Origin of the sequence: Nitrobacter sp. TKz-YC02 (assembly GCF_049852135.1) — a bacterium.
Lineage (GTDB): Bacteria > Pseudomonadota > Alphaproteobacteria > Rhizobiales > Xanthobacteraceae > Nitrobacter > Nitrobacter vulgaris.
Window position 1 is genome coordinate 1,971,865 of record NZ_CP180728.1, and the last position, 21,167, is coordinate 1,993,031.

General features: G+C 58.4%; 22 protein-coding genes, 2 tRNA genes and 1 pseudogene. 13 read left to right on the top strand and 12 right to left on the bottom strand.

Annotation, left to right across the window (positions count from 1 at the left end):
• Positions 1 to 78 precede the first annotated feature (78 nt).
• The 4 genes from tatC to ACM561_RS09310 all read right to left on the bottom strand — a co-directional run bounded on the left by tatC (position 79) and on the right by ACM561_RS09310 (position 2,647).
• The gene (gene tatC, locus ACM561_RS09295) at positions 79 to 888 is read right to left on the bottom strand and encodes a twin-arginine translocase subunit TatC (protein WP_425904599.1); all 810 of its coding nucleotides are present in this window, start codon (positions 886 to 888) and stop codon (positions 79 to 81) included.
• Positions 885 to 1,409, bottom strand: a complete 525-nt coding sequence (gene tatB / locus ACM561_RS09300) for a Sec-independent protein translocase protein TatB (RefSeq protein WP_425904600.1) — start codon at positions 1,407 to 1,409, stop codon at positions 885 to 887. Before tatB ends, tatC begins: the two co-directional genes overlap by 4 nt.
• A 176-nt stretch (positions 1,410 to 1,585) precedes the next feature.
• A complete protein-coding gene (locus ACM561_RS09305) occupies positions 1,586 to 1,822 on the bottom strand; it encodes a twin-arginine translocase TatA/TatE family subunit (RefSeq protein WP_425904602.1) in 237 nt (78 codons plus the stop codon).
• A gap of 159 nt (positions 1,823 to 1,981) precedes the next feature.
• Entirely contained in the window at positions 1,982 to 2,647 is a 666-nt protein-coding gene (locus ACM561_RS09310) for a protein-L-isoaspartate O-methyltransferase family protein (RefSeq protein WP_425904603.1), read from the bottom strand.
• Between the two features lie 250 nt (positions 2,648 to 2,897).
• On the opposite strand from ACM561_RS09310, the gene ACM561_RS09315 reads away from it, so the two are divergent.
• Positions 2,898 to 2,972 (top strand) — tRNA-Asn (locus tag ACM561_RS09315).
• A gap of 37 nt (positions 2,973 to 3,009) precedes the next feature.
• Here ACM561_RS09315 and ACM561_RS09320 read toward each other — a convergent pair.
• Positions 3,010 to 3,237, bottom strand: coding sequence for a hypothetical protein (locus tag ACM561_RS09320; protein WP_425904605.1), 228 nt, complete (start codon positions 3,235 to 3,237; stop codon positions 3,010 to 3,012).
• Between the two features lie 712 nt (positions 3,238 to 3,949).
• Between ACM561_RS09320 and ACM561_RS09325 the strand changes: the two genes are divergently transcribed.
• The gene (locus ACM561_RS09325; RefSeq protein WP_425904606.1) at positions 3,950 to 4,159 is read left to right on the top strand and encodes a hypothetical protein; all 210 of its coding nucleotides are present in this window, start codon (positions 3,950 to 3,952) and stop codon (positions 4,157 to 4,159) included.
• A gap of 543 nt (positions 4,160 to 4,702) precedes the next feature.
• Here the strand turns inward: ACM561_RS09325 and ACM561_RS09330 are convergent.
• Positions 4,703 to 4,879: a hypothetical protein gene (locus ACM561_RS09330; RefSeq protein WP_425904608.1), complete on the bottom strand. Its 177-nt coding sequence runs from the start codon at positions 4,877 to 4,879 to the stop codon at positions 4,703 to 4,705.
• 1,087 nt (positions 4,880 to 5,966) lie between these two features.
• Here ACM561_RS09330 and ACM561_RS09335 point away from each other — a divergent pair.
• A complete protein-coding gene (locus ACM561_RS09335) occupies positions 5,967 to 6,245 on the top strand; it encodes a hypothetical protein (protein WP_425904609.1) in 279 nt (92 codons plus the stop codon).
• A gap of 193 nt (positions 6,246 to 6,438) precedes the next feature.
• Here the strand turns inward: ACM561_RS09335 and ACM561_RS09340 are convergent, their stop codons facing one another.
• Both ACM561_RS09340 and ACM561_RS09345 read right to left on the bottom strand, forming a co-directional pair.
• On the bottom strand, positions 6,439 to 6,945 hold the full coding sequence (locus ACM561_RS09340) for a hypothetical protein (protein ID WP_425904611.1): 507 nt from the start codon (positions 6,943 to 6,945) through the stop codon (positions 6,439 to 6,441).
• A 4-nt stretch (positions 6,946 to 6,949) separates the two neighbouring features.
• Positions 6,950 to 7,051: pseudogene (locus ACM561_RS09345) on the bottom strand (tryptophan-rich sensory protein); the annotation flags it as partial.
• Between the two features lie 281 nt (positions 7,052 to 7,332).
• On the opposite strand from ACM561_RS09345, the gene ACM561_RS09350 reads away from it, so the two are divergent.
• Both ACM561_RS09350 and ACM561_RS09355 read left to right on the top strand, forming a co-directional pair.
• Complete coding sequence (locus ACM561_RS09350) at positions 7,333 to 7,575, top strand: hypothetical protein (protein ID WP_425904612.1); 243 nt, start codon at positions 7,333 to 7,335, stop codon at positions 7,573 to 7,575.
• Between the two features lie 522 nt (positions 7,576 to 8,097).
• Positions 8,098 to 8,259, top strand: coding sequence for a hypothetical protein (locus ACM561_RS09355; protein ID WP_425904614.1), 162 nt, complete (start codon positions 8,098 to 8,100; stop codon positions 8,257 to 8,259).
• Between the two features lie 124 nt (positions 8,260 to 8,383).
• On the opposite strand, the gene ACM561_RS09360 is transcribed toward ACM561_RS09355, so the two are convergent.
• The gene (locus ACM561_RS09360) at positions 8,384 to 8,560 is read right to left on the bottom strand and encodes a hypothetical protein (RefSeq protein ID WP_425904616.1); all 177 of its coding nucleotides are present in this window, start codon (positions 8,558 to 8,560) and stop codon (positions 8,384 to 8,386) included.
• A gap of 316 nt (positions 8,561 to 8,876) precedes the next feature.
• Here ACM561_RS09360 and ACM561_RS09365 point away from each other — a divergent pair, with 316 nt between their 5' ends.
• Positions 8,877 to 9,107: a hypothetical protein gene (locus tag ACM561_RS09365; protein WP_425904618.1), complete on the top strand. Its 231-nt coding sequence runs from the start codon at positions 8,877 to 8,879 to the stop codon at positions 9,105 to 9,107.
• A gap of 41 nt (positions 9,108 to 9,148) precedes the next feature.
• Here ACM561_RS09365 and glmU read toward each other — a convergent pair whose 3' ends face one another.
• Positions 9,149 to 10,507, bottom strand: coding sequence for a bifunctional UDP-N-acetylglucosamine diphosphorylase/glucosamine-1-phosphate N-acetyltransferase GlmU (gene glmU, locus ACM561_RS09370; RefSeq protein ID WP_425904620.1), 1,359 nt, complete (start codon positions 10,505 to 10,507; stop codon positions 9,149 to 9,151).
• A 144-nt stretch (positions 10,508 to 10,651) separates the two neighbouring features.
• Between glmU and ACM561_RS09375 the strand changes: the two genes are divergently transcribed.
• Positions 10,652 to 12,007: a hypothetical protein gene (locus ACM561_RS09375; RefSeq protein WP_425904622.1), complete on the top strand. Its 1,356-nt coding sequence runs from the start codon at positions 10,652 to 10,654 to the stop codon at positions 12,005 to 12,007.
• A gap of 62 nt (positions 12,008 to 12,069) precedes the next feature.
• Complete coding sequence (locus ACM561_RS09380; protein ID WP_079447045.1) at positions 12,070 to 12,450, top strand: hypothetical protein; 381 nt, start codon at positions 12,070 to 12,072, stop codon at positions 12,448 to 12,450.
• Here the strand turns inward: ACM561_RS09380 and ACM561_RS09385 are convergent.
• Positions 12,410 to 14,044, bottom strand: coding sequence for a beta-(1-6) glucans synthase (locus ACM561_RS09385; RefSeq protein ID WP_425904624.1), 1,635 nt, complete (start codon positions 14,042 to 14,044; stop codon positions 12,410 to 12,412). The two genes, ACM561_RS09380 and ACM561_RS09385, sit on opposite strands and share 41 nt — an antisense overlap.
• 235 nt (positions 14,045 to 14,279) lie before the next feature.
• Between ACM561_RS09385 and ACM561_RS09390 the strand changes: the two genes are divergently transcribed.
• The 4 genes from ACM561_RS09390 (at position 14,280) to ACM561_RS09405 (ending at position 18,957) form a co-directional block, all read left to right on the top strand.
• A complete protein-coding gene (locus ACM561_RS09390) occupies positions 14,280 to 14,846 on the top strand; it encodes a beta-1-3, beta-1-6-glucan biosynthesis protein (RefSeq protein WP_425904626.1) in 567 nt (188 codons plus the stop codon).
• A gap of 185 nt (positions 14,847 to 15,031) precedes the next feature.
• Positions 15,032 to 17,698, top strand: a complete 2,667-nt coding sequence (locus ACM561_RS09395) for a glycosyltransferase (protein ID WP_425904628.1) — start codon at positions 15,032 to 15,034, stop codon at positions 17,696 to 17,698.
• Between the two features lie 146 nt (positions 17,699 to 17,844).
• Positions 17,845 to 17,920, top strand: a tRNA-Lys gene (locus ACM561_RS09400).
• An 836-nt stretch (positions 17,921 to 18,756) separates the two neighbouring features.
• Positions 18,757 to 18,957 carry a twin transmembrane helix small protein gene (locus tag ACM561_RS09405; protein ID WP_079446955.1) on the top strand — a complete coding sequence of 67 codons (201 nt, stop codon included), beginning with the start codon at positions 18,757 to 18,759 and terminating at the stop codon, positions 18,955 to 18,957.
• Positions 18,958 to 19,133: 176 nt separating this feature from the next.
• On the opposite strand, the gene ACM561_RS09410 is transcribed toward ACM561_RS09405, so the two are convergent.
• The gene (locus tag ACM561_RS09410) at positions 19,134 to 20,279 is read right to left on the bottom strand and encodes a PcfJ domain-containing protein (protein WP_425904630.1); all 1,146 of its coding nucleotides are present in this window, start codon (positions 20,277 to 20,279) and stop codon (positions 19,134 to 19,136) included.
• Between the two features lie 533 nt (positions 20,280 to 20,812).
• On the opposite strand from ACM561_RS09410, the gene ACM561_RS09415 reads away from it, so the two are divergent.
• A complete protein-coding gene (locus tag ACM561_RS09415) occupies positions 20,813 to 21,163 on the top strand; it encodes a hypothetical protein (RefSeq protein ID WP_079446957.1) in 351 nt (116 codons plus the stop codon).
• Positions 21,164 to 21,167: the final 4 nt, after the last annotated feature.

Here is a 21,167-nt window from a genome sequence, read left to right on the forward strand (position 1 = left end):
TTGAAGTCCACGAAGGTCTTTGCCCGCGAAAACGGGCATTCAGTAGCCTGAACGGCTGCGATTGGAAACAGTGGCGCTCTACTCCGCCGGGTTTTCCGCTGGCGGCGAGGTGGCGGCGGAGGCAGACGGCTTGGCCGCTTTCTTCTCCACGACAGCCACGGCGAGAATCGAGCCTTCGTAAAGCAGGAGCAGCGGCAGCGCCAAGGACATCTGGCTCAGCACGTCTGGCGGCGTCAGCACCGCCGCGATGACAAACGCGCCGACGATGAAATAGCGACGCTTGGCGCGCAGCATTTTCGCTGTGACGACGCCGATCCGCCCCAGGAGCGTCAGGATCACCGGCAACTGGAAGGCGATGCCGAAGGCGAAGATCAACGACATCGTCAGCGACAGGAACTCGCCGACCTTGGGCAGCAACTGGATTTCCGCGGTTTCGGGACCGGCCATCTGCTGCATCCCGAGCGAGAACCGCACCAGCATCGGCAGCACCGCGAAATACACCACCGTCGCGCCCAACACGAAGAACGCCGGGGTCGCAATCAGGTACGGCAGGAAAGCGTTGCGTTCATGTTTGTAGAGTCCGGGCGCCACGAACTTGTAGATCTGCGTCGCCACGATCGGAAACGAAATGAAGGCGGCGCCGAACAACGCGAGCTTGAGCTGGGTGATGAAATATTCGAGCAGCGCGGTGTAGATGAATTTCGAGTTCTCCGGCCCTGCGACCCAGACAAACGGCCATATCAGGATGTTGTAAATCTGCCTGGCGAAGAAGAAGCAGGCAATAAATGCCACGCCGAAGCCGACCAGCGCCTTGATCAACCGCGAGCGCAGTTCGATCAGATGATCCATCAGGGGGGCCTTGCTGGCCTCGATGTCTTCGTCGCTCATGACGCTTTGGCGTCCCTGATCGTCTCGTCCCTGCCCGCCTCGTGCGGCGTTTTCGGCGCAGCCGCAGGCGGTTCAACAGGAGTCGCATCCTGAACCTCCGGCGTGATCACCAGCGGCCCGGATGCGCTCGCCTCGACGTCGGCTTGCGTCAAAGTCTCAGGAACCCCGGCTTCCGGTGCGGCCGATCCGCTCACGGAAGCGGAGTTGGCGGTTGTGGATGGCTTGTCGAGGTCCTCGAGCCTAGGCGGCTCGCCGAGCGAGTCGGTTAGCCGGGTCATCAGGTTGCCACGGGTCAGACCGCTGGTCGCATCGCGCACCTCGTCGAAGGATTTTTTCAGGTCGGCCATTTCGGCCTCACGCATGGCCTCGTTGAAATGACCCTGAAATTCAGCCGCCATCCTGCGTGCCTTGCCCATCCACTGGCCGATCGTGCGCAGCACGCCAGGCAGCTCCTTGGGGCCGATGGCGATCAGCGCGACGACCGCGATGACGAGCAGTTCACTCCACCCGATGTCGAACATGAAACTTTCCGCTCACGCGAGGCTTGCGTCGGTTTCCGCACCGCAGCCGACGTCCCGTCTTGTCAGATCTTGCTTTAAGCCGGCACAGGGATATGCGTTTCGATAGTACGGCATCCCTGGTTGTCGCGCCTCGATTATGTATCACTGCGGATAAACGGCCTCGCGCGGAGCCTGCGTTAGATGACCTTGCTGCCGGTGTTAGACCGTGCCGCACCGGACCCGTCCGCATTGTGATCGATCGTTTTCACGGGTTCGGACTTTTCCGCAGTATTCTCATCGTCCTTCATGCCCTTTTTGAAGGCCTTGATGCCCTGCGCGACGTCACCCATCAGGTCGGAAATTTTGCCGCGGCCGAACAGCAGCAGGATCACCGCGACCACCACGATCCAGTGCCAGATGCTCAGTGAACCCATCTGCAACCCTCCAAGTCGGCGGCCGGCGTTTGGCCGAAGCTATGCGGAACGTATGCCCGAGGGTTGGCAAAAACAAGGATTCCAGGTCCGGCGGGCATCAATAAGAACCCGGTAACCCTATGGCTTTTGACCGGACCGCGCGACGTCGGAACTGCTTCGTTAAAATACAAAGGCTGGTGGTTGTTCGAGGCCCGGCAGGACCGGAACCGACGCATCGAAGAGAGCCCTGCGTCCGAAATCGGAATGCGAGTGGGTAACGATGACCGCCCGAGGCGCGCCACTCATGGCAAACACGCCAACCAGGCGACCCTCGCCAGCGAGCTGTCCGTAAAGCGTATCTGGAGCAATCTCGGTCGCACCCTCCAAAATGATGACGTCGTAAGGTGCGTGGGCGGGCGCTCCTTTGCACGCCGCCGCCGTAACGATGGTCACGTGACCGAGTCCGAGGCTTGCGAGAATGTCCGATGCCTTCGCCGCCAGCGCCGGATCGCTCTCGGTCGCCGTCACTCGATCCGCGAGCTTCGCCGCCAACGCGGCGGTATAGCCGGTAGCACAGCCCACCACGAGAACGTTGTCGGTGCTTTTGATCTCAGCTGCCTGGATCGTTTTGGCGACGACCATGGGCTTGATCAGATACCGTTTCGGCACCCCCCTTTCGCTGACGTCCAGATCGAGATCCAGGTAAGCCAGCGCGCGGCGATCCTCGGGAACGAAAATCTCCCGCGGAAGCGCCATCATCGCGTCGATAATCCGCGGATCGGTGACGTCGCTGGTCCGTACCTGACCGTCAACCATTTTCCCGCGAGCGGTCGAGAAATCAGACATCAGCGATCCTTAACCCGTGCCAAAGTTCTCGGAGGACTAAGGCACCCCCATGGTCGATGCAAGCCCTTGCTAAGCATGCCTGATTTGCCGTCGCATTTTGTCGCAGCGTTTTCCATCGGTCGCAGGAAATGCACGATCTTCGACGGATTCACCTTACCTTTGTCCAGAGGCGCCGGGGTGCCCTTTTCTGCTTTGCAAGCGTTGGGGGCTTTGTTATAGGCTGCCGTCTTGCGAAGGATGCTTCGCGTGTTCCCTGGTAGCTCAGTGGTAGAGCATTCGACTGTTAATCGAATGGTCGCTGGTTCGAATCCAGCCCGGGGAGCCATTATTTCAGCGAAAAGTAGCTGATTTTGTTGTTCTTTTCAAAAGATCAAAACAGCCTTCCCCGCCATCTCTCCCTGCTTTTGGAAGTAGCCCGCCACGTTTCCGAGGCGAGCCTTCGCGCGTGACTCGTGCTGCGCCAGCACCTCGCACCAGCGCAGTACCTTCCCAGCCGTCAGCGACGCAGCCCACTTCTTTCGGACGGCGCCGATGCCTTCCTCAAGGTCGGTGACGACGCTCCAACTACCGCCCTCTTGGACGTTACCCATGCCCCAGCCGAGACTGTGTTCATCGTCAACGTCAGGTTCGGCGTCCTCGCCGGGTTCGGCGTCCTCGCCGGGTTCGCGGCCACAGTGCTCGTCTTCTAGCCGATTATTACCGAAGCAAGAGCGGCATCAGCCTGACTGGGGAGCCGGCTATGATACACTTAAACGGCTCTTAGTCAGAGGCTACGTGGTCAGTGTGGATCAAGATCCAAGGCCCCAATGCCTGTCTGTAAAATCACCCCTGAAGGCGAAACGGCATGGCTTGCAGTTGCCTACCGCGAAGGAATTGATTTTTAGTTGTGGCTCGACTCTTTGTTCTCGGATGTAAAAATGCAAAGCGACACCGACACAATCAAATGTCCCGAATGCGGCATCGAAGCCCACGTTGAGGGCAGCGGATCGGAAAAATCCTTCTCGTTTTCACAAGAGGAGATGGCGCTAAAATGCAAACACAGCGGCGGCGCTATCTGCCCTAACATTCGGCAAGTGCTGGATCGGCTTAGATTCGATGTTGCGTTAGATACTAGACCTTCTCGTCCTTAGATGGCGCAGGCGCCTCGAAGCATGATCAACGAAGATCCCGAGATTGAGAATCGTCACTCAGCGGCATGGTGGCTCGCGAGCGAAACTCACTTCCGGTTGACTTAGATCAAGGCCAATCGTCGCCCGATGTCCCAAGTCCGGGACTGGCCGGAGGAAAACAGGAAGACGTCCAGTGATCAGGTTCGAGCTTCTCAGCGATGCTGGCGTGCTGGTTGTGGAACCGAAAGGCGCACTCTCGGCTGAAGATTTCCGTGAAATTTCCGGAGGGATAGACCCCTACATTCGCGAGAAGGGCAAGCTGACTGGATTGCTAATTGAGGCAGCGTCATTTCCCGGATGGGAAGGGGCGCAATTGGGAAAAGCGGAAACTGGCGAGGGATAGGTAAAAGCAAAAAAACCCGGCTGCTGGTTAAGGCAGCCGGGTCAGTCCAGAGGAGAAACAGGGCCCAGGCGGGCCCGTAGCGTAAGCATTATTCAAGCATCACTTTCAGGCGCATTATTTGATCTAGCGCAATGCGGCAGTCACATTGTCGTCAACCCCACCTCCAGTATCAAACCCGGGGAACAACTTTCCTTCGGCTGTATTAAATCACTGGAACGGGTTGACCCACAGCTTCATGATCCCCGAACCCAAATTGGCCCGCCGCGTCTTCTCACCTCTGGCGGGCCTTTTTGCAGGCCCATCTCAGTCTCAGCGTTCCCGCTTAGATCCTCAGCGCGCCGCATGAGCTGCACCGGCCAGCGCGTGGCTGCCGTCGTCTGACGGTCTGACGGGGGTTTGTATTTTGGCTGCCCGTAACCAGCCGCATAGACAGGCGAGGACTGGTGCGTGCAAAAACGAGCGGCGTGGATGACCGCGGCAACGCACAAATAAGCAACCGGAAAACCATATCGCCCGGTCGATCCATTAGTCGGCCAAACAGATTCAGCTTGCTCCGGTCACCGGAGATCCCGCGGCGTCACCGGGACGAAGTTTTGCCGCCGCCTTAAGAGCCTCGATCCGCGCCGGACCGCTAGGCAGTTTGTGGGCTGCATCAATGGCCTGGATAGCTCGCGTTTCGCGCTCCAACACGTCGTTCGGAAATGGTCCCCGCTTTTTCATGATACCATTCCTCGAATTGCATCGGCTGGATAAACCGCGCGGCCCAGAAACGTTCCGCCAGCCACGCCGGCGCCGAGCGCCATGGCCCGCGCCCTAAATGGAAGGACGTCGGACAGCGATTGTTAGATGACGGCCGCCAGCAGCGGACGGAGCGTCACTCGACGATGCTTTTTAGATTAATAGCCGCGGGGCTTTCATCGGTAAGCCATACTTAGGGTGAAAACCAGAAAGACCGCGACTAGACCTCCAGCAACGAGAACCCGATTAAGTAACATGACTTTGGGCCTCCTAAGATTAGGATCGCACCCTTTAGATACGTACTTGAACGCCATTCACGACTTCGAGGGAATGATTATTTGCTTGGCGGTCGCCGTCCAAATTGATTCATATCAACCGATGCGCCATTCGCAATGCGCCGGGCTTCATCCGAGGTCAGGTGATTATGGGCGAAACGAACGCTTTGAAGGTCGTCTCGGCAAGGCACGTAAGCGACCGGCACACCTTTCGCATCACTGACGACGAAAGGCCCCCTGCGCCCTTCCTGTGTACGCTCCTATGCCGCGGGAAACGCAGTTTGGGATGGCTTGACCAAAGAGAATAAAGTGTGAACACTATCCTAGACAGTCAAGCTGGAAAAAGCGAGCGGAGCGCTTTTCCGAGCGAAGCATCTGATGGGACAGCAGCGGAATTTTCTGAAAAACGAAACCGGTGTTCGAGCGGCCACGGCAGCGTATGCTGATTTCTCAAATGCAATTGAGACATCGGCCGCCGACGCCGCCCTCCTCTTCACCATCCGCTCCCGCTTAACCGCGACAGGCCGGAAACCTGCCGCTCTAGTCGCCAAGCCCAAGTCGATCAACGTGGGCATGATGGGCTCACCGGCATTTTCGCCAACGCGCGCTGCATCTGGCGCGTGTCGTCCGAGGTCAAATAGAACCTGTTGTTAAACGTCTAACATTAATCTTTTCTCCGTTATCTGCCGCCACTGCGGGCCTATTCACCGCGCTTACAGGGACTTTGATTGGTTCTTTGTTTACCTGCGGACGGCGCAGAGGCAGGTCTGCTGCAGGGCTGAGGACATCCGAAAATGAGACAGTTTTTCTTAAGTGTGATTGCGCTGATTATCAGCGCAACGCTCGCGCATTCACAGGAATTTTCAGTTGCACAGACCAACGATGTCGATGCCATGCCTTGCTCTATCTTTCTGAACGACTCATCTTTCATCTCACTGAAAGAGGGGGCGTCCTTAAGCTTCTCTGTACAACCGACCAACAATGCTGATCTATTCAACAGGCTTGCTGAACGGATGAGCCAATGCAGATCCGGAATCGCAGATGCGGCCGCACGAGCCGAAGCTGCTCAGTAGCGTTCCTCGACATCCATTCTTGTCGATCGCGTCCGTCGCCTGGACCATGTTCGGCGTGGCGCGTGTCAAGGCAATACACGTTGCCAAGATGGACAAGGAATAAAATCCAGTCCGGGAGCCATTTTACAGACCAGCACGTTCCATTCGAACCAGCCGGTATAAAGCCGGTTGCGCAGGACCGTGGGGATGCCTTCTAGATTTTCCGGCTGTCATAGGCCCAATGCAAGAGCGCCTGCCGTTGGCGCGGCCGGCACATGGGATCGCCCGGCTCGCAATGCTTCCTGACTTGAGAGACATGCCGCCGCATCGCCTTCCAGCGGCCGATCTGGCGCGCGTCCTCGTCCGGCATGCGCCGTCCGATGTAATAGCGGCAATACCACTGGAACCAACCACGCGGGTCGTCGGGATGAATCCAGCCTTTCCTTCGCCAGACCGAAAGCGGCTGACTGGCATCGACGCCGAAATAATTGAGCGAACAATCGCGGCCCGAGGGTGAAAGCTTGGCCCGCGCGAACCAGTTCGCGGGAAACTCGTCCCGGCAATCGGTCAGATATTTGCCGCAAAACACGCCGAGTTCGAGCATCTGCTTCGGCGTGAGTTCGGGCCGGAAGGCAGGATCGAAATTACGGCCGGACGGTGCCATCAACCGATAGCGATAGCCGCTCTGCATCCGATCGTTGACGGTGATGACTCGGTCCATTCGGTCAGTTCAGCGCAAGAAACGAAGCGTTGAGGAACGAGGCGAAGGCGACCCACGCGGCATAGGGCACGAATAGCCATGCCGCAACCCGATCCCGCCGCCATGCCGTGTTTCACTGGTGAGTGATAGTTTCGTGGGCCACTTATCATCGGCTTTGGCGTTCCGGCATCGAACACCAACACCGCCATGAAACTCTGCCAGTACACGAGACCTCGGGAAAGTTATGATGTGCTGCTCGATAGGCGTGACCCGTCGGAGCTTTCGTCGCATAACTCACGTCTTACAACGCCGTCGTCTCATGCACGAAAAACTTCAGTCCTTTACACGTTCCGTTGGCGGGCATGAGATTTCAACCTTCGTCTTCAGCGCATAGCATAGGAGATTTAAATGGCAGAAGAAAACCTTGAGATTGAAGCTGAAAGTTCCGCAATCGCAGCATTCACGCTGGCTCAGTTCGCGTTCTGGGGTCTTATCGAGAGCGGAATTATCTCAACTGAGAAGGCGTCGGATATGCTGGAACAAGGAATAGCAGCGCATTCCAAGGGAGATTTGACCAACCGGAAGGCGGCGCAAATGCTGCAAACCATCCTCGACATGGTGCAGCGAGATAAAAGGTCACCGGTAAACTAGGTCACCCCCGCGTCAAGCGGATGCGGATGCGCACATTCTTCGCAATGGGTCGAAACTCTGGTTCTGACTACATTGAGTGAGCGTCTCTTTGATCGAACATGATCCTGCCCAAAAAAGCCGGTTTCCATTGGGATCAGGATCTAGATAGAGCACCGTTTGTCGCGCAGCACCTAACAACATTTATCAAGATGTCATGTCATCAAACATCGAACCGCTTGCCCGAGCGATGGCAGAACGAATCTGCCGGTCTCATCAGATGAATGAATCGGAAATTCAGGGGTGGGTGGACCGCCACTGGGAGATCGCAGCCGCAATGCTTGAGTCCGGCGCCATGGACGAAAGGGGCGAATGGCAACCCGGGCAGGATTGGCGACGCGGACTGGAAGCATACCGCGAGCGACTGGCTGCGAAGCATGAGATCCGATAAAATCTCGCTTCCACCCCTCTCGACTCCTCACGCAAGAAAAGGGCATGATCGGGATCTGGGCGCCTTTTCCCTTCGTCCCATCCGAGGGTCTCCCGATGGACGTATTGAATTTCCCCGATCAACTCAGCATCGTCACGGTAAAGGCTTCGCGCCCTTTGATCCGGCCTGACGGTCGCTACGCGATTGAGCTGGCGACGACCGAACTTGGCTCCATCGCGTTCGAGGTAGATGAGCAAGCACTTTTCGCCTTGCGTTAGGCTATAGGTGAAATCGAGACGGAAATGAAACGGAGGCCCGGAAGGGCCTGATTCAACCACCCGAGGCTGTTACCCCTCGTGGAGCATACGGTTCATCAATTCCCGGATCCTCACCTAACAAGTATCAAGCCTTCCGGATCCTTTTGGTTTGCAGCGGCAGTTCCTGCTGCCAGACACTGCTCGTATGGGTCGCCCCATGATCGTTCTTCTGAACAGCCGCGATCAGCGCGTTGAGGCCCAGCAATGTTGCGATGATGAGAATGACTGCCAAGACAATTTTAATCTTCATTTCGCTGTTCATGTCGTTTCTTCCTCTCTAACAACCGGGAACCGTGCGCCAAAAGGAAACGGGCGCACATGCGTTGAATGTGCGGTGAGGTAGACTGATTGTGGGATCACTGTCGATAAGCGGGTCACCGGAGCAGGCATTCCAGACACTATGCTGTTTTCCGACGCTTCGCGACGGATTTTATCGCCTCACGCCAATTGTCCAGGCTTTGAGCACTCCGCCCTGCGCCCCCTCCATGGCGCGTCGCCACGATTCGACTTTTGGGCGCTCTTTTAACGAACGCGCAACGTTTATGCAGAAAGATTCCATGATAGGGGAGCCATGGAACGTGAGCGATACACGCGATTTCAAGAGCACCGGACTGCATCGCTTTTCCCGAGCATCCACCCGCTCGCTTGCGCAAACGTCATCCCGCCTTGCCCATTGGCCACCGCCTTTCCGCAGCACGGCCGCAAAGCCGAAGATCGTCCGGCATACCCCGGATGAGAAGCCACAGCGGGCGAAGCCGCGCGGCTGGCGCCTCACGCGGGCGATGTTCTCCGAATTCGAAGACGAGTGAATCTTTCGGTTCTCTGGGGCCTGCTCGCCATGGCTCCTTCTTCATCCGCTCTTCGGCTTTTTGGCGAGCAGCTTCATCTCGCGAAATCTCTTTGCCCAACCCTCGCGCAGGGTTTGCTGGCCGCGGCCGACCGCAAGCGCGTTGTCAGGCACGTTTTTGGTGATGACCGAACCCGATCCCACATAAGCTCCGGCGCCGATCTTAAGCGGCGCGACCAGGGACGAATTGGAGCCGACGAAGGCGCCCTCGCCGATCTCGGTGCGATACTTGTTAAAGCCGTCATAGTTGCAGGTAATGGTTCCCGCACCAATATTCGCGTTGGCGCCGACACAGGCATCGCCGATATAAGTCAGGTGGTTGACCTTGGCTCCGGCTTCGAGAACGGCGGCCTTGGTCTCGACGAAATTCCCGATCCGCGCGCCCTCGCCCAGCGACGTTCCCGGCCGCAGCCGGGCGTAGGGACCGACAGAAGCGTTCCTGCCGATTGACGCCTGCACCAAGTGCGAGAATGCGTGAATAGCCGCGCCGTCGGCGATAGTCACGCCTTGCCCGATGACTACGTAAGGTTCGATGGTCACGTCCTTGCCGAATGAGGTGTCAGCGGAAAGAAAGACCGTCTCGGGAGCCACCATCGTCACTCCGGCTTCGAGCGCCGCCGCACGCAATCGTGTCTGCATGACCTGTTCGGCCTCGGCCAATTGAGCCTTGGTGTTGATGCCGCGCACCTCGTCCTCGCTGGTTTCGATCACCGCCGCCGTCAGACCAAGCTCGCCAACGATGCCGACGGCATCGGTGAGATAGTATTCGCCCTTGCTGTTGGTGTTGCCTATCTTTTCAATGATTTGCAGCGCCGTCTTGCCGTCGAACGCCATAACACCAGCGTTGCAAAGCGTAACGCGGCGTTCGTTATCGCTGGCATCCGCTTCCTCGCGGATCGCCGTAAGCCGGCCATCGGTCACGATCAGCCGACCGTACCCCGCAGGATTGCGGGCATGAAAGCCAAGCACGGCCAGTGACGCACCGGCCTGTAATGGCGCTCGCATGCGCGTGAACGTATCGGCCGAGATCAGTGGCGTGTCGCCGAACGCGATCAGCAGATCGTCGGCGCCGCGGATGATAGCCTCCTTTGCTGCAAGGACAGCGTGTGCTGTTCCCAAGCGCTGGTCCTGGACGAACGCCATGACGTCGGGCCGCACCCGCCTCGCTTCATCGGCCACAGCCTCATGGCCAGGACCAACAACAACCGCCAGCAACGTTCCCGGTCCGCCCGGCGAGGCCGCCAACACATGCGACAACAGCGTCTGCCCCCCGACCGAATGCAGCACTTTAGGCAGCGAGGAGCGCATCCGTGTCCCCTCACCCGCTGCAAGCACGATGGTCAGACAACTCCGGCCGTTCATTCGAATCCTCGTGGTTAGCGCATCAAACGTCGCCGTCATTAAGCTTTTTTTGTCGAAAGTGAAAACCGCCAACCTCCCTGAGATCGAGCAGGTTTCCTGTTAACATCCGGACACGATTCGGAGCGGGGGCCCGGCGTCATCGTTATGGCGAAGAATCAGAATGGTTTAGCCGAAGGCGTGCAGGCCAACGAAAGCGGTGGCTGGCCGGGCGGCTTTCTTGCCGAAGAGGAAGGATTCGACCGCCGCGCTTTATTGCGGCTCGGTTTCTGGGGCGTCGGGTCAGTCGGGGCCGTAATCGTCGCTCTCCTGGCTTACAATTCCGGTGCCGGTATCCGGCCCCACCAAGTCGTCGCCACCGATCTCGCAAAGCAATCGTCGCATGTGGAGATTGCGGAAGCGGCCAAGAAGGAAATAAGACGACTTTCGTCCGCTATCGACACATTGAACGGTGATCGCGATCGGCTGTTTGCCCGTATCGCCGCGCTCGAACAGGGATTCGAATCCGTCACCGGCTCCATTAGCCGGAACGCGGCGCGAGGAACCAACGCCGTAACGATTACGGCCTCCATGCCGCCGGCTATTGAGCCAGATCCAGCCAGAAAACCGGACTCATCGGGTTTAGACGCATCGACAACCGGAAATACTTCTACGGATGCGCCTCTCTCTGCACCGGTTGCTTCCACCACCGCGGCGGCGGTGAAACCCCTGATCACCACCTCCTCCCCCGCGGATGCTTCATCGAGGTCCGCAAACATTCAGCCAACACCCTCTCCCACCGCAGGTTCGTCGTTCACGCCGACCACGCATGGAAAGGAATCATCCGCGGCGGTTGCGACACCCATCGCGCCTGAAGCCGCAGCACAGCCCGCGCCGGCCGCACATGATCCGCCCGCAACACTGCCTCGCGGACAAGATCAAACGGCAACCCTTGGGACCGAATCCGAACCCGAGCGAAACCTTGATCATAAGGAAGCGCAAATCGTAGCTGCCTCCATTTCTACGATCGCAGATGCCGTGCAGCCACATTCATACCCTAGCCCCGTTCCGGCGCCGCGCACAGATTTCGGCGTCGATCTCGGAAGCGCGAGTTCGATCAAAGGTTTGCGAGCGCTTTGGCAAGGTCTTCTGAAATTAGAGGCAAAAGAACTGACTCCGCTGCATCCGATCATCGTGCTGAAGGAAACCAACAACGGGAGCGGCACGCAGTTGCGTCTGGTCGCCGGGCCGCTGGCCGACGCGGCAGCCGCGGCGAGGATATGCGCTGTGCTATCCGAGAACGGCAGAAACTGCGATACCGCCGTTTTCGACGGCCAGCGCCTTCTCGAAGACAGCAAAGACAACGATATTGCCCTCGCAACAAAAAGGCCGAAGGCAGCGCACGCGTCGCGACATCGGCATAGCCGGAAGTCGACAAGCGTCGAAGCACCGGCTCCGACTCCACCCCCGCCCTTGCCCCTGCCGCCAAAGCCGTCGACATTCGGTTCTTCCGTTTCACACTGATGCATCCGGCAAGAGCCGGATTTCGGGTTGTGGGGTCCACAGATCCGGATCATATTCACGCGATGAAAAAAGATCCGTTCCGACTGACGCCTTATCAGGTGCAATGGCTGCTGATCGTGGGCTTCTTGAGCGTCGGTTACGCGCTCTATCTTCGTTATCTTGCGATCGAGCTGTCTACGGTATCGCTGGCTTGCGACGCCGGCCTGCAAACCATGCTGTGCAGGGGCCGGAGCGTCGCAACGTATCTGTTTCGCAACCATGTCTTCGGCATTACGGCGCTGGTCGTCGCAGTGCTGCACGTGATCCGGCCGTCGATCGTGCTGTTGACCGCGGGGCTCGTCGCCGCCGGCGTTGGAATCGTACTCTATAATGTCGGCCTTTCGGGTCTTGCAATCGGCCTGCTTATTCTGGGGTTTGCGCGGCCCGCGCCCGCCACAGCGTAATCCCGAGCACGGCGTAGATCAGACAGGTCGAAAGCGACTGCCAGTTCTTCGGACCTTCGTTAAATCCGACATAAACCGCAGCAATCATCAGCAGACCGGCAAAAACCGATTCCGCGACGGGTCGAACGCCGACGAGCGGACGATTGAGCCATGCCAACGCCCAGAACGGCACCACGGCCATTGCCAGCGCAGCGAAGGGAAAATCCCGGTACCGTGCATCGAAGACGAAGCCAAGCGCCGTCTCCGCCGCGATCAAGGTGGTTACGAGCAGTGTAATTCCCAGCATCACCGTCAGCACCGAGCCGGTGCGGCCCGGGCGGGGACCGATCAATTCGACGAACGTCGGCAGCGCGCGTCCCGACATCAGGGCGTTCGCACCCAGCAACGGAGAGACGACTCCCGCCGCCAGCAGCAGACCCCAGCGCAGCGAGTTGCCTAGTCCGTAACTCTCTTGACACAGCTTGTCTGCAGCAACTCCGAGCAGGATTCCCGCCGAGGTCGCCGCGACCGCGACCGCGATCCAGGACATCCACCGAGGTTTCCAAGGTTTCCGCCGCAACGTCAGCATGGCGACCATGAAGATCAGGACGCACAATCCCATCCCGGCGCCCATCTGGATTTTCCAGAGCGGAAAGTTGCTGATCGGCTCGCCGGCAGGATATTTCAGCTTGCGGCGGGCGGCGTCGATCAGGCCCCAGTTGCCGCCGACCGTGCCCTCGAGCTGGCGTTTCCAGGGCTGATCGTAGGCCTCGATCAGGTTGACGCGGAATTTCTCCCGCTTCGCCATGTCGAGGATTTCCGACACCACCCGCGCCTGATTGGCGCGCGACGGCAGCGCGCCCTCCCGCATCCGGCCGGCGCTCGGCCATCCGGTTTCGCCGATCAGGATTTCCTTGGCGGGAAAGGCGGCGGCGACCTGCTTGCGGATGGCGTTGACATGCGCTGCGGCGTTGCGCGCGCGGATCGGAAAATCCTCCCAGTAAGGCAGGATGTGGATGGTGACGAAATCGACCGCGTCATAGACCTCGCGGTTGCGCAGCCAGTATTCCCACACGTCCGCATAGGTCACGGGCACTGTGACCTGCGACTTCACCAGGCGGATGTTGGCTGCAAGATCGGCGGCGGTCATTTCCCCGCGCAGCAAAACCTCATTGCCGACAACCAGCGCGATGATGACGTCGGGGTACTCTTTCGCAAGGCCGACGGCGACGTTGATCTGGGCGAGATTCTTCAGCCGGTTATTGCCCAGCCAAATGCCCTGGATGACCTTGAGGCCAACCCTCTTAGCAAGAGCGGGCAGCCGGTCGAGGCCGTTTTCGATCGAGTAGGTCCTGACGCATTTCGAGATCTTGGCCAATTGGGCAAGATCTTCAGCAATCTGCTCGGGCGCAATCTCGGTTGTTGTGACCAGTGGCGTCTGCTGACCCCGGAACGGTGCATAGGACACGCATTCCAGTTTCGCTGCCGGGTCGATCGGAGCCCGCGCAAGCTGGATCGGCGCGGCGAGCCACCACCACACTGCTGCGATCAGGCCTAGCGAAATGATGAGAAGCGCCAGTGGCGTACGAAATGAAATCGGCCCTATCCTCCGCAAGATTCGTTCGATTAGCTTGTCGGGGCCTTTCTGCCAAGAGCAGCCGCCTTCCGACCACAATCATTCAGGCCACGTGTTACCCCGATGCAGTCAAGCCGCTCGTCTGCTGGACAAAATCCAAAATCTCCGTCATTTGGGAATCCTGAGAAGCGACCGGGGCGCCTCGCCGCATTGGGGACCAATTTGCCCGTCATCTGATTGCGCGGTTGCGGCGGGCAAGAGTCGGGGGACTTTCATGCGTCGAATGCTGTTTGGGTTTGAGAAAGCGTTGTTGCGTGGCCTTGCCGTTCCAGGCATCGCCTTGCTGTTCAGCATCGGCGGAGCGATCGCGCAAAGCGGCGACCTTCGAGCCCAGGATCAAAACAAGCCAGCCGCGGGGGGCACGACAAATGGAGCCGACGGCGCCAAAGACAGTCAGCGCAAAACCGACGAATTCGTCGAATCCGCGCGCGTTATTGATGGTCCGGCGGGAAATCCGGAATGCGTCTGGCTCGGCCGCCGCGTAGTTCTTCTGATGTGGCGCGATGACCTGGATACGGCCTTCCGTCATCTCGATCTCTACGATCGCTTCGGATGCCCGGGTGGTCACGTCCAGGCGGCATTCCGTTGTCTGGTCCGGTTCGGACCTATTGACCCCAAGGCGCCCGATGCGCTGAGCGGCCGCGTTCATACCTGCTGGATCAACCCGGATGCACAACCATCCGAGCCTGGCGCTGAGACTTCTTCGCCGGCAGCTCATCCTGCGCCCGCGACGCCCCCTCCGCCGAAGCCCGCTCCAGCTCCCGCCGCGCCGAAGAAATAATTGCCGTTACGACCGCCAAGAACGATTCTAGATTTTCGAGGCTAAAGCGCGGAACCGCCCTCAAAACGCCACGGCGTCATACCAGTTGTAAAATTATGTCGCAGAATTATGTCTGCTGATGTGTCGGTCGGACCTAGGGGCAGGTCCGCATTTCTGGCAGGCACGCCCCTCATGGTTTAGTTGCGATGCGCGCCGTCGTCGCCGTTCTACTACTTGTGACCGCTGCACATGCTGCACTCTGGGGAGTTCTTCAGGACAGGCAGCAGGCTCCTGACTTCAAGGGTGTTCTGAGCAGCGTCTCCTACGCGCCCTTCGAAGGCACTGCTCATCCGGACGTCGATAATATCCCTACCGGCGAGAAAATCCGGTCCGACATGAAGGCGCTGGCGCCACTGACCCGCGCGATCCGCCTGTATTCGTCAACCGGCGGCGTGGAGCTTGTGCCCCCCATTGCCAATGAATTCGGCCTCAAGGTCATGGTCGGCGCGTGGATCGATAAGTTTGTCGAGCGTAACGAGCGCGAGATGCTCGCCGCCATCGATCTCGCCAAACACAACGGTAACGTCAATGGCATCGTCGTCGGCAACGAGACGATCTATCGAGGCGACCAAAAGGTTTCAGATCTCATCAAGCTCATTCAGCGCGTAAAAGGTTCCGTAAATATACCGGTTACGACAGGTGAAATCTGGAACATCTGGCTCGAGCATCCTGAACTTGCATCGTCGGTCGACTTCATCGCCGCACACATCCTGCCCTATTGGGAAGGCTTTTCGAGCAAGCAGGCCGTTGATCAGGCTCTCATCATCTATCAAAAGCTGCGCGACGCCTTTCCCGGCAAACGGATCGTAATCGCCGAGTTCGGCTGGCCGAGCGCCGGATATAATCTCAAAAGCGCCGATCCTGGCCCGTTCCAGCAGGCGGCCACGCTTCGCAATTTTGTGGCCAAGGCCCAGTCGATCGGCATGGAGTACAACATTGTCGAAGCCATCGACCAGCCTTGGAAGTTTTTCGAAGGTGGCGTCGGCCCGTATTGGGGCATTCTCAACGCGGATCGCGAACCAAAATTTTCCTGGAGCGGCCCTGTCGTCAATGAAGCCTACTGGAAACTTGCCGGCATCGCACTTTTGATCGGCGTCCTGCTGTCCTTGCCCATTCTGCGACTCGTCCGTCCCACCGTGATGCAGGCTGTGCTGCTGTCGGCAGCCGCCAACGGCGTCGGCGCCTGGGTTGCGACGGTTTTCGCCTACTGGACCGGCCATTACTTCGTTTTGGGCTCGGCTTTCGCGCTAATGCTCGGGTTGATTCTGCTTGTACCGCTGATCCTGATCGCGATGGCGCGCATTGAGGAAATCGCGACTGTGGCATTCGGTGAGCGCCCGCGGCGGTTGATTACCAAGGAGGCGGTAGCCCTCCAGGCGACCACCGACGCACCGCTGCCCAAGGTCTCGATTCACGTGCCCGCATATTTCGAGCCGCCCGAGATGCTTAAGCAGACGCTCGACGCGGTCTCGCGCCTCGACTATCCGAATTTCGAATGCGTCGTCATCATCAACAACACACCCGACCCAGCCTTCTGGCAACCCATCCAGGATCACTGCCGCGCGCTTGGTGAACGATTCAAGTTCATCAACGCCGAAAAGGTTGAGGGCTTCAAGGCGGGAGCGCTGCGTATCGCCATGGAACGCACCGCCGCTGACGCCGAGATCATCGGCGTCATCGATGCCGACTATGTGGTGCAGTCCGACTGGTTGAAGGATCTGGTGCCGGCCTTCAACGATCCCAGCGTTGGTCTCGTTCAGGCGCCGCAGGATCACCGCGACGGCGACCGCTCGTTGATGCATTACGTCATGAACGGAGAATATGCCGGCTTCTTCGACATCGGCATGGTCCAGCGCAACGAAGCCAACGCGATCATCGTCCATGGCACGATGTGTCTGATCCGCCGTGCCGCGATGGACATGGCCGGCGGCTGGGCCGGGGACACGATTTGCGAGGATACTGACCTTGGGCTCGCTATTGCCCAGCATGGCTGGGTCACGCACTACACCAACACCCGTTACGGCTACGGCCTGCTCCCGGACACCTACGAAGCCTTCAAGAAGCAGCGGCATCGTTGGGCCTATGGCGGCTTCCAGATCGTGAAGAAGCACTGGCGTCGCTTTCTGCCGGGCGCGAGCCGCCTGTCGCAAGAACAGAAACGCGAATTTACCCTGGGTTGGCTCAACTGGCTGGGCGCTGAAAGCCTCGGCGTCGTGGTTGCGATCCTGAACCTGATCTGGGTGCCGATCGTCGCCTTCGCCGACATCGCCATCCCCGACAAGATCCTGACATTGCCAATCATTGCTGCGTTCGTTGTGTCTCTGCTCCATTTTCTGGCGCTGTATCGCCTTCGCGTGCCGATTAAAACTGCGCAGATGTTGGGAGCGATGGTAGCGGCCATGTCAGTGCAGTGGACCGTATCGCGAGCGGTCGCACAGGGACTTATCACGGAGCACCTTGCCTTCGCCCGGACCTCGAAGGGCGGGCTGTCGCGGATGTCGATTGAGTTTCAAGCATTCTGGGAGGCGGTGATCGGCATTCTCCTGTTGGTCGGGGCTGCGGTGCTGATCGCATCCAACCAGCACAAGGAAGTCACCGAAATCTACATCTTTGCAGGCGTGCTGATGCTCCAGAGCCTACCGTTCCTGTCGGCCGTCGCCATTGCCATCCTTGAGACATCACGCATCAACCAGTTTTCATTCTGGCGCAATGCTCGTATCCGCAGCGCCGAACTGATCGGACTGCGGCCGGCGCCAATGCCGACAAGCGGGCCGTCGCCCGTCGGCTCCGAAATTCAGCGCGAAACAACCTGATCCGGCCGGCAGCCACCGTGTGCAGGCTGCTGAAAAGTTTTGTCTAAGGTCTGGATTTGGATGGGTTAATTGTGTTGTGCATTATCCCACACAGGCACCGGCGCTATTGACCAGCGCGGACTGGCCCCCTACACAGCGCGACATGTGAGCGCGTAGCTCAGGTGGTAGAGCACGTGACTTTTAATCATGGGGTCGAGGGTTCGAGTCCCTCCGCGCTCACCACAAAATCAACTCGTTAGCCATCCGGCTAGACCACCCCTCGCCGTAGGTGCAAAAACGTTGGCCCTAGTGGGATATCCGAAGTTTTCGAAACCGTTATTCCCTAGAAGACCGCTGGGTGGTTTTTGAGCGCTTCGTCCCCTCGGCTCGCCAACCGCTTTCATCCGTTATAGCACCAGCAATTGGGGCTATAGACGTCCCGAGGGGGACCTCGCATACGATCTCGCGCCCAAAGTCGCCTAATCGTCCCTACTTGAGGTACGAGCCTCGGGACCATCTAATGGGTATAGCGATCGTAATATCGTTGAAGACTGTTCCGGGGCGGCTGAGAGCCTTTGGTTAAGATCACGCCCAGCGCGAAACCGATAATTCCCGCCGTTAAGAGAGCGCTCCCCGGGCTTCTGGCGACGAGATCGGACCCGTGATCGTAAGCGGCTGAACCCGATTTCGTTAAGTTAGCAGCCAAGTCTCGCGTGGCGCGCTTGACCTGATCGGATGCATTTCGGAGTGCGCCTTCATTTTCCGCGTCGCCGCTAATATTCGCCATCAATCGCTCCCTTTGATCGCTCCGTTTGAAGCATCAACCGAGCGCGAGAGAGATGGTTCCGAGGCTTCGCGCCTTGGCGAGACGTTCGACGCGCCAGCGCCGCCGTTACGATTGGAGGTCAAGAGCGACGGCGATAGTCCGCGCCAGCCTTGTCGCAATTCAGGGCTCCGCGTCGTATAAATCGTCGCCAAACTCGGACTTCGTTTGACGGGGCGAGAAGGTTTCCGGTTGCGGAACCCTTCCCTCTCGTACAGTTTATTAGATCGATCAAGCAGCGTGAGACTTTACCGGCATGACAGAATTCCTAAGTCAAATTATGATCCCGATCGCGCTGGCTTCCGTCGCGGCCGTACTGGTGCTAGGCCTCGTAAACATGATGCGCGGCGGCAATCCGTGGCGCTCGCAGTACCTGATGCAAACCCGGGTTGTACTGCAATTCATCGCGATCGTCTTAGTCATGCTGACGATCTGGTCGATGATGGGACAGCAGTAGATCGTACACAATCTCGGGAACCATCTGCCTCTCAGCGCATTGCCCGATCCGGGCGGTCCCTTTGGCCGGGTACCGTCCGACTTCACTCGACCTGGCCCGCCTCCCTCACGAGAGGATGGCGGGCCTTTTGTCGTCACTATTGGACCTGGGATTTTTGAACCTGGGACAAAAACTACTCAACCGACCGTTGGGGCGGCTTGATTCAGGCTGGAGATAAACGCCTGAATCGCCTTCTCAACGTCCTGGGAGACCTCGGCATTGTACGGTCCCTTGATCTGAATAAGCTTGTAAGGCGAGCGTTTTCTGGCAGGCAATTGAAGAAATTCGCCCGACGCAAGCAGGAAGCCTGATTTACTGACCTCGAACGTCGCAAGCCGCTGGCCGTCTCCGCGCACCGAGAAAATTCGGCTGAAGCCGCGTATGACATTTCCCGCGTAACTCGCAACGCAATGATGCATGTCCGCGCCCTCGGCGTGAAGCGCCGCGCCTGACTGGAGCGCTACAATTTCATACCCATCAATGATTCTCCTGCGCGGCAGGTCTCCATAGTCGATGACCTCGTTCCACCCGATCTTGTGGGTCAGAAGGTACGCCTTCTCGCTGCTGGCTTGCGCAAGCTCATCGTGCCACTCGAGCGCCGCTCGGTAAGCGCGTTCATAACTCCAGCGCCGATTGAACTGGCCGATATGAAATGCCGCATAATCCGCAACAGCGGACGCCTGATCCAGGGGACCACCCGCCGTGCTCGCCGCATGATCACCCATCGCGCACACTGCCCAGTCAAAGAGGGCCTTCGCGCTCTGCTCACGACGACACATTGCCTCGGACCATTCCCCGAGCGCGCGCAACCAGTTGTGCTGCTTGCGGATCGCGGATGGAATTGCCTGCGCCAATGGTGAGGGCGGGATATCGCACAAATTCTGAATGGTCTGATATTCGGTGGGACCAGCACGAAACGCTTGCCCTTTGAGCGCGCGTAAGGGGCGGATAAGTCCATAATACCTCAAGAGATCCCGCAATTTTGGGCGATCATGAATAATCGCTTGCCAGTCCTGCTGGATAAATTCTCGTTCGCTTGGGCGAAAACATTCCATGCCCTGCGCCGCCGCGACGACAAGGACCGGAGCTTGCCGCAGATAATCGATCGCGAAAGGTTCGGCCACGACCATGGTCACAGCCGCGATCGCCAATGGCCTGACCGCGAACATGTTCTCAGCTTCGCGTGCACAGGCCTGAACCCAAGGCTCATCCCGCAGCAGACCGTTCGCTGCGAATTCGGGAGCCAGCCACTGCAGCAGGCTCTTCTGTGCGTCATCCTTCATGCGAGGCCTTGAGCATTCCCGACCAGAAACGTCCTGACTTTAGGCTTCGGTCGGATTGAATATATTCTCTCCTTTGAACTCCTTTGAAGCAACACGGTGGGTAACCTCTAGCTGCCAATCGTCGAAGGCATAGGGCCCGCATGTCGCTATCCACAACGAACAGCATCTGAAATTCTGGCTTGCCGGCAGCCGTATATCGTCATATCCAGCCTCGATACGGCGTCTTTTGAAGATCTCTGTTCTTCCTCGCCGAAACTGAGTATGAGCGTTTCAAGGTTCAATAAACTGCCCGATTCGTTACGGTTTTGCTGGACAGCAACAGTGGCGGGTCAGGAATTTTCTTTAAGCGCGTAACTGAATGCGCGGAGGTAATATATTGAATTGATTAGTGATTGGCCAATATCGGCCGAGACACTATTTCGTGCGCGAACCTGACGCTGGACTCAAGCCAGCGGCCGTGATCCGCCCTGCCGCTATTTTGGACACAATCTGCCGGAATAACGCGGCAATCACGAAAATCGAGGAATTAGTTCATGCGTCATGTTCGCATTCATGCTGTTCTTTTTTCATGTGGCCTGATTGCGGGCTTGGCCTCCCCGGCGCTTGCCGGAAAAACTTATGACGGGCTTTGGAACGTCAAGATCGTCACCAAGACGGGTACCTGCGACCCGGTGGCGCAATATCCGCTGACCGTTACCGACGGTAAGGTTTCAGCAGCAGGCGCTGATATCACCGGCAGCGTCGGAAACCAAGGCTACGTGAAGGTATCGATCCGCGGCGCTTACGCCAACGGACAGCTCAACGGTAACGTCGGATCAGGTAAGTGGAACGGAGCGTCCGGAGGAGTTCCTTGTAGCGGACGCTGGGAAGCTTCGCGTCAGTAATATT

Excerpts from the sequence above, each read along its gene's own strand:
- ACM561_RS09375 (WP_425904622.1), top strand. The coding sequence starts at position 10,652 with ATGGCGAAGAATCAGAATGGTTTAGCCGAAGGCGTGCAGGCCAACGAA.
- ACM561_RS09310 (WP_425904603.1), bottom strand. The coding sequence starts at position 2,647 with ATGTCTGATTTCTCGACCGCTCGCGGGAAAATGGTTGACGGTCAGGTA.
- ACM561_RS09360 (WP_425904616.1), bottom strand. The coding sequence starts at position 8,560 with ATGAACAGCGAAATGAAGATTAAAATTGTCTTGGCAGTCATTCTCATC.
- ACM561_RS09395 (WP_425904628.1), top strand. The coding sequence starts at position 15,032 with ATGCGCGCCGTCGTCGCCGTTCTACTACTTGTGACCGCTGCACATGCT.
- ACM561_RS09350 (WP_425904612.1), top strand. The coding sequence starts at position 7,333 with ATGGCAGAAGAAAACCTTGAGATTGAAGCTGAAAGTTCCGCAATCGCA.
- ACM561_RS09335 (WP_425904609.1), top strand. The coding sequence starts at position 5,967 with ATGAGACAGTTTTTCTTAAGTGTGATTGCGCTGATTATCAGCGCAACG.
- ACM561_RS09320 (WP_425904605.1), bottom strand. The coding sequence starts at position 3,237 with ATGGGTAACGTCCAAGAGGGCGGTAGTTGGAGCGTCGTCACCGACCTT.
- ACM561_RS09390 (WP_425904626.1), top strand. The coding sequence starts at position 14,280 with ATGCGTCGAATGCTGTTTGGGTTTGAGAAAGCGTTGTTGCGTGGCCTT.
- ACM561_RS09415 (WP_079446957.1), top strand. The coding sequence starts at position 20,813 with ATGCGTCATGTTCGCATTCATGCTGTTCTTTTTTCATGTGGCCTGATT.
- tatC (WP_425904599.1), bottom strand. The coding sequence starts at position 888 with ATGAGCGACGAAGACATCGAGGCCAGCAAGGCCCCCCTGATGGATCAT.
- ACM561_RS09355 (WP_425904614.1), top strand. The coding sequence starts at position 8,098 with ATGGACGTATTGAATTTCCCCGATCAACTCAGCATCGTCACGGTAAAG.
- ACM561_RS09380 (WP_079447045.1), top strand. The coding sequence starts at position 12,070 with ATGAAAAAAGATCCGTTCCGACTGACGCCTTATCAGGTGCAATGGCTG.
- ACM561_RS09330 (WP_425904608.1), bottom strand. The coding sequence starts at position 4,879 with ATGAAAAAGCGGGGACCATTTCCGAACGACGTGTTGGAGCGCGAAACG.
- glmU (WP_425904620.1), bottom strand. The coding sequence starts at position 10,507 with ATGAACGGCCGGAGTTGTCTGACCATCGTGCTTGCAGCGGGTGAGGGG.
- ACM561_RS09340 (WP_425904611.1), bottom strand. The coding sequence starts at position 6,945 with ATGGACCGAGTCATCACCGTCAACGATCGGATGCAGAGCGGCTATCGC.
- ACM561_RS09410 (WP_425904630.1), bottom strand. The coding sequence starts at position 20,279 with ATGAAGGATGACGCACAGAAGAGCCTGCTGCAGTGGCTGGCTCCCGAA.
- ACM561_RS09405 (WP_079446955.1), top strand. The coding sequence starts at position 18,757 with ATGACAGAATTCCTAAGTCAAATTATGATCCCGATCGCGCTGGCTTCC.
- ACM561_RS09305 (WP_425904602.1), bottom strand. The coding sequence starts at position 1,822 with ATGGGTTCACTGAGCATCTGGCACTGGATCGTGGTGGTCGCGGTGATC.
- tatB (WP_425904600.1), bottom strand. The coding sequence starts at position 1,409 with ATGTTCGACATCGGGTGGAGTGAACTGCTCGTCATCGCGGTCGTCGCG.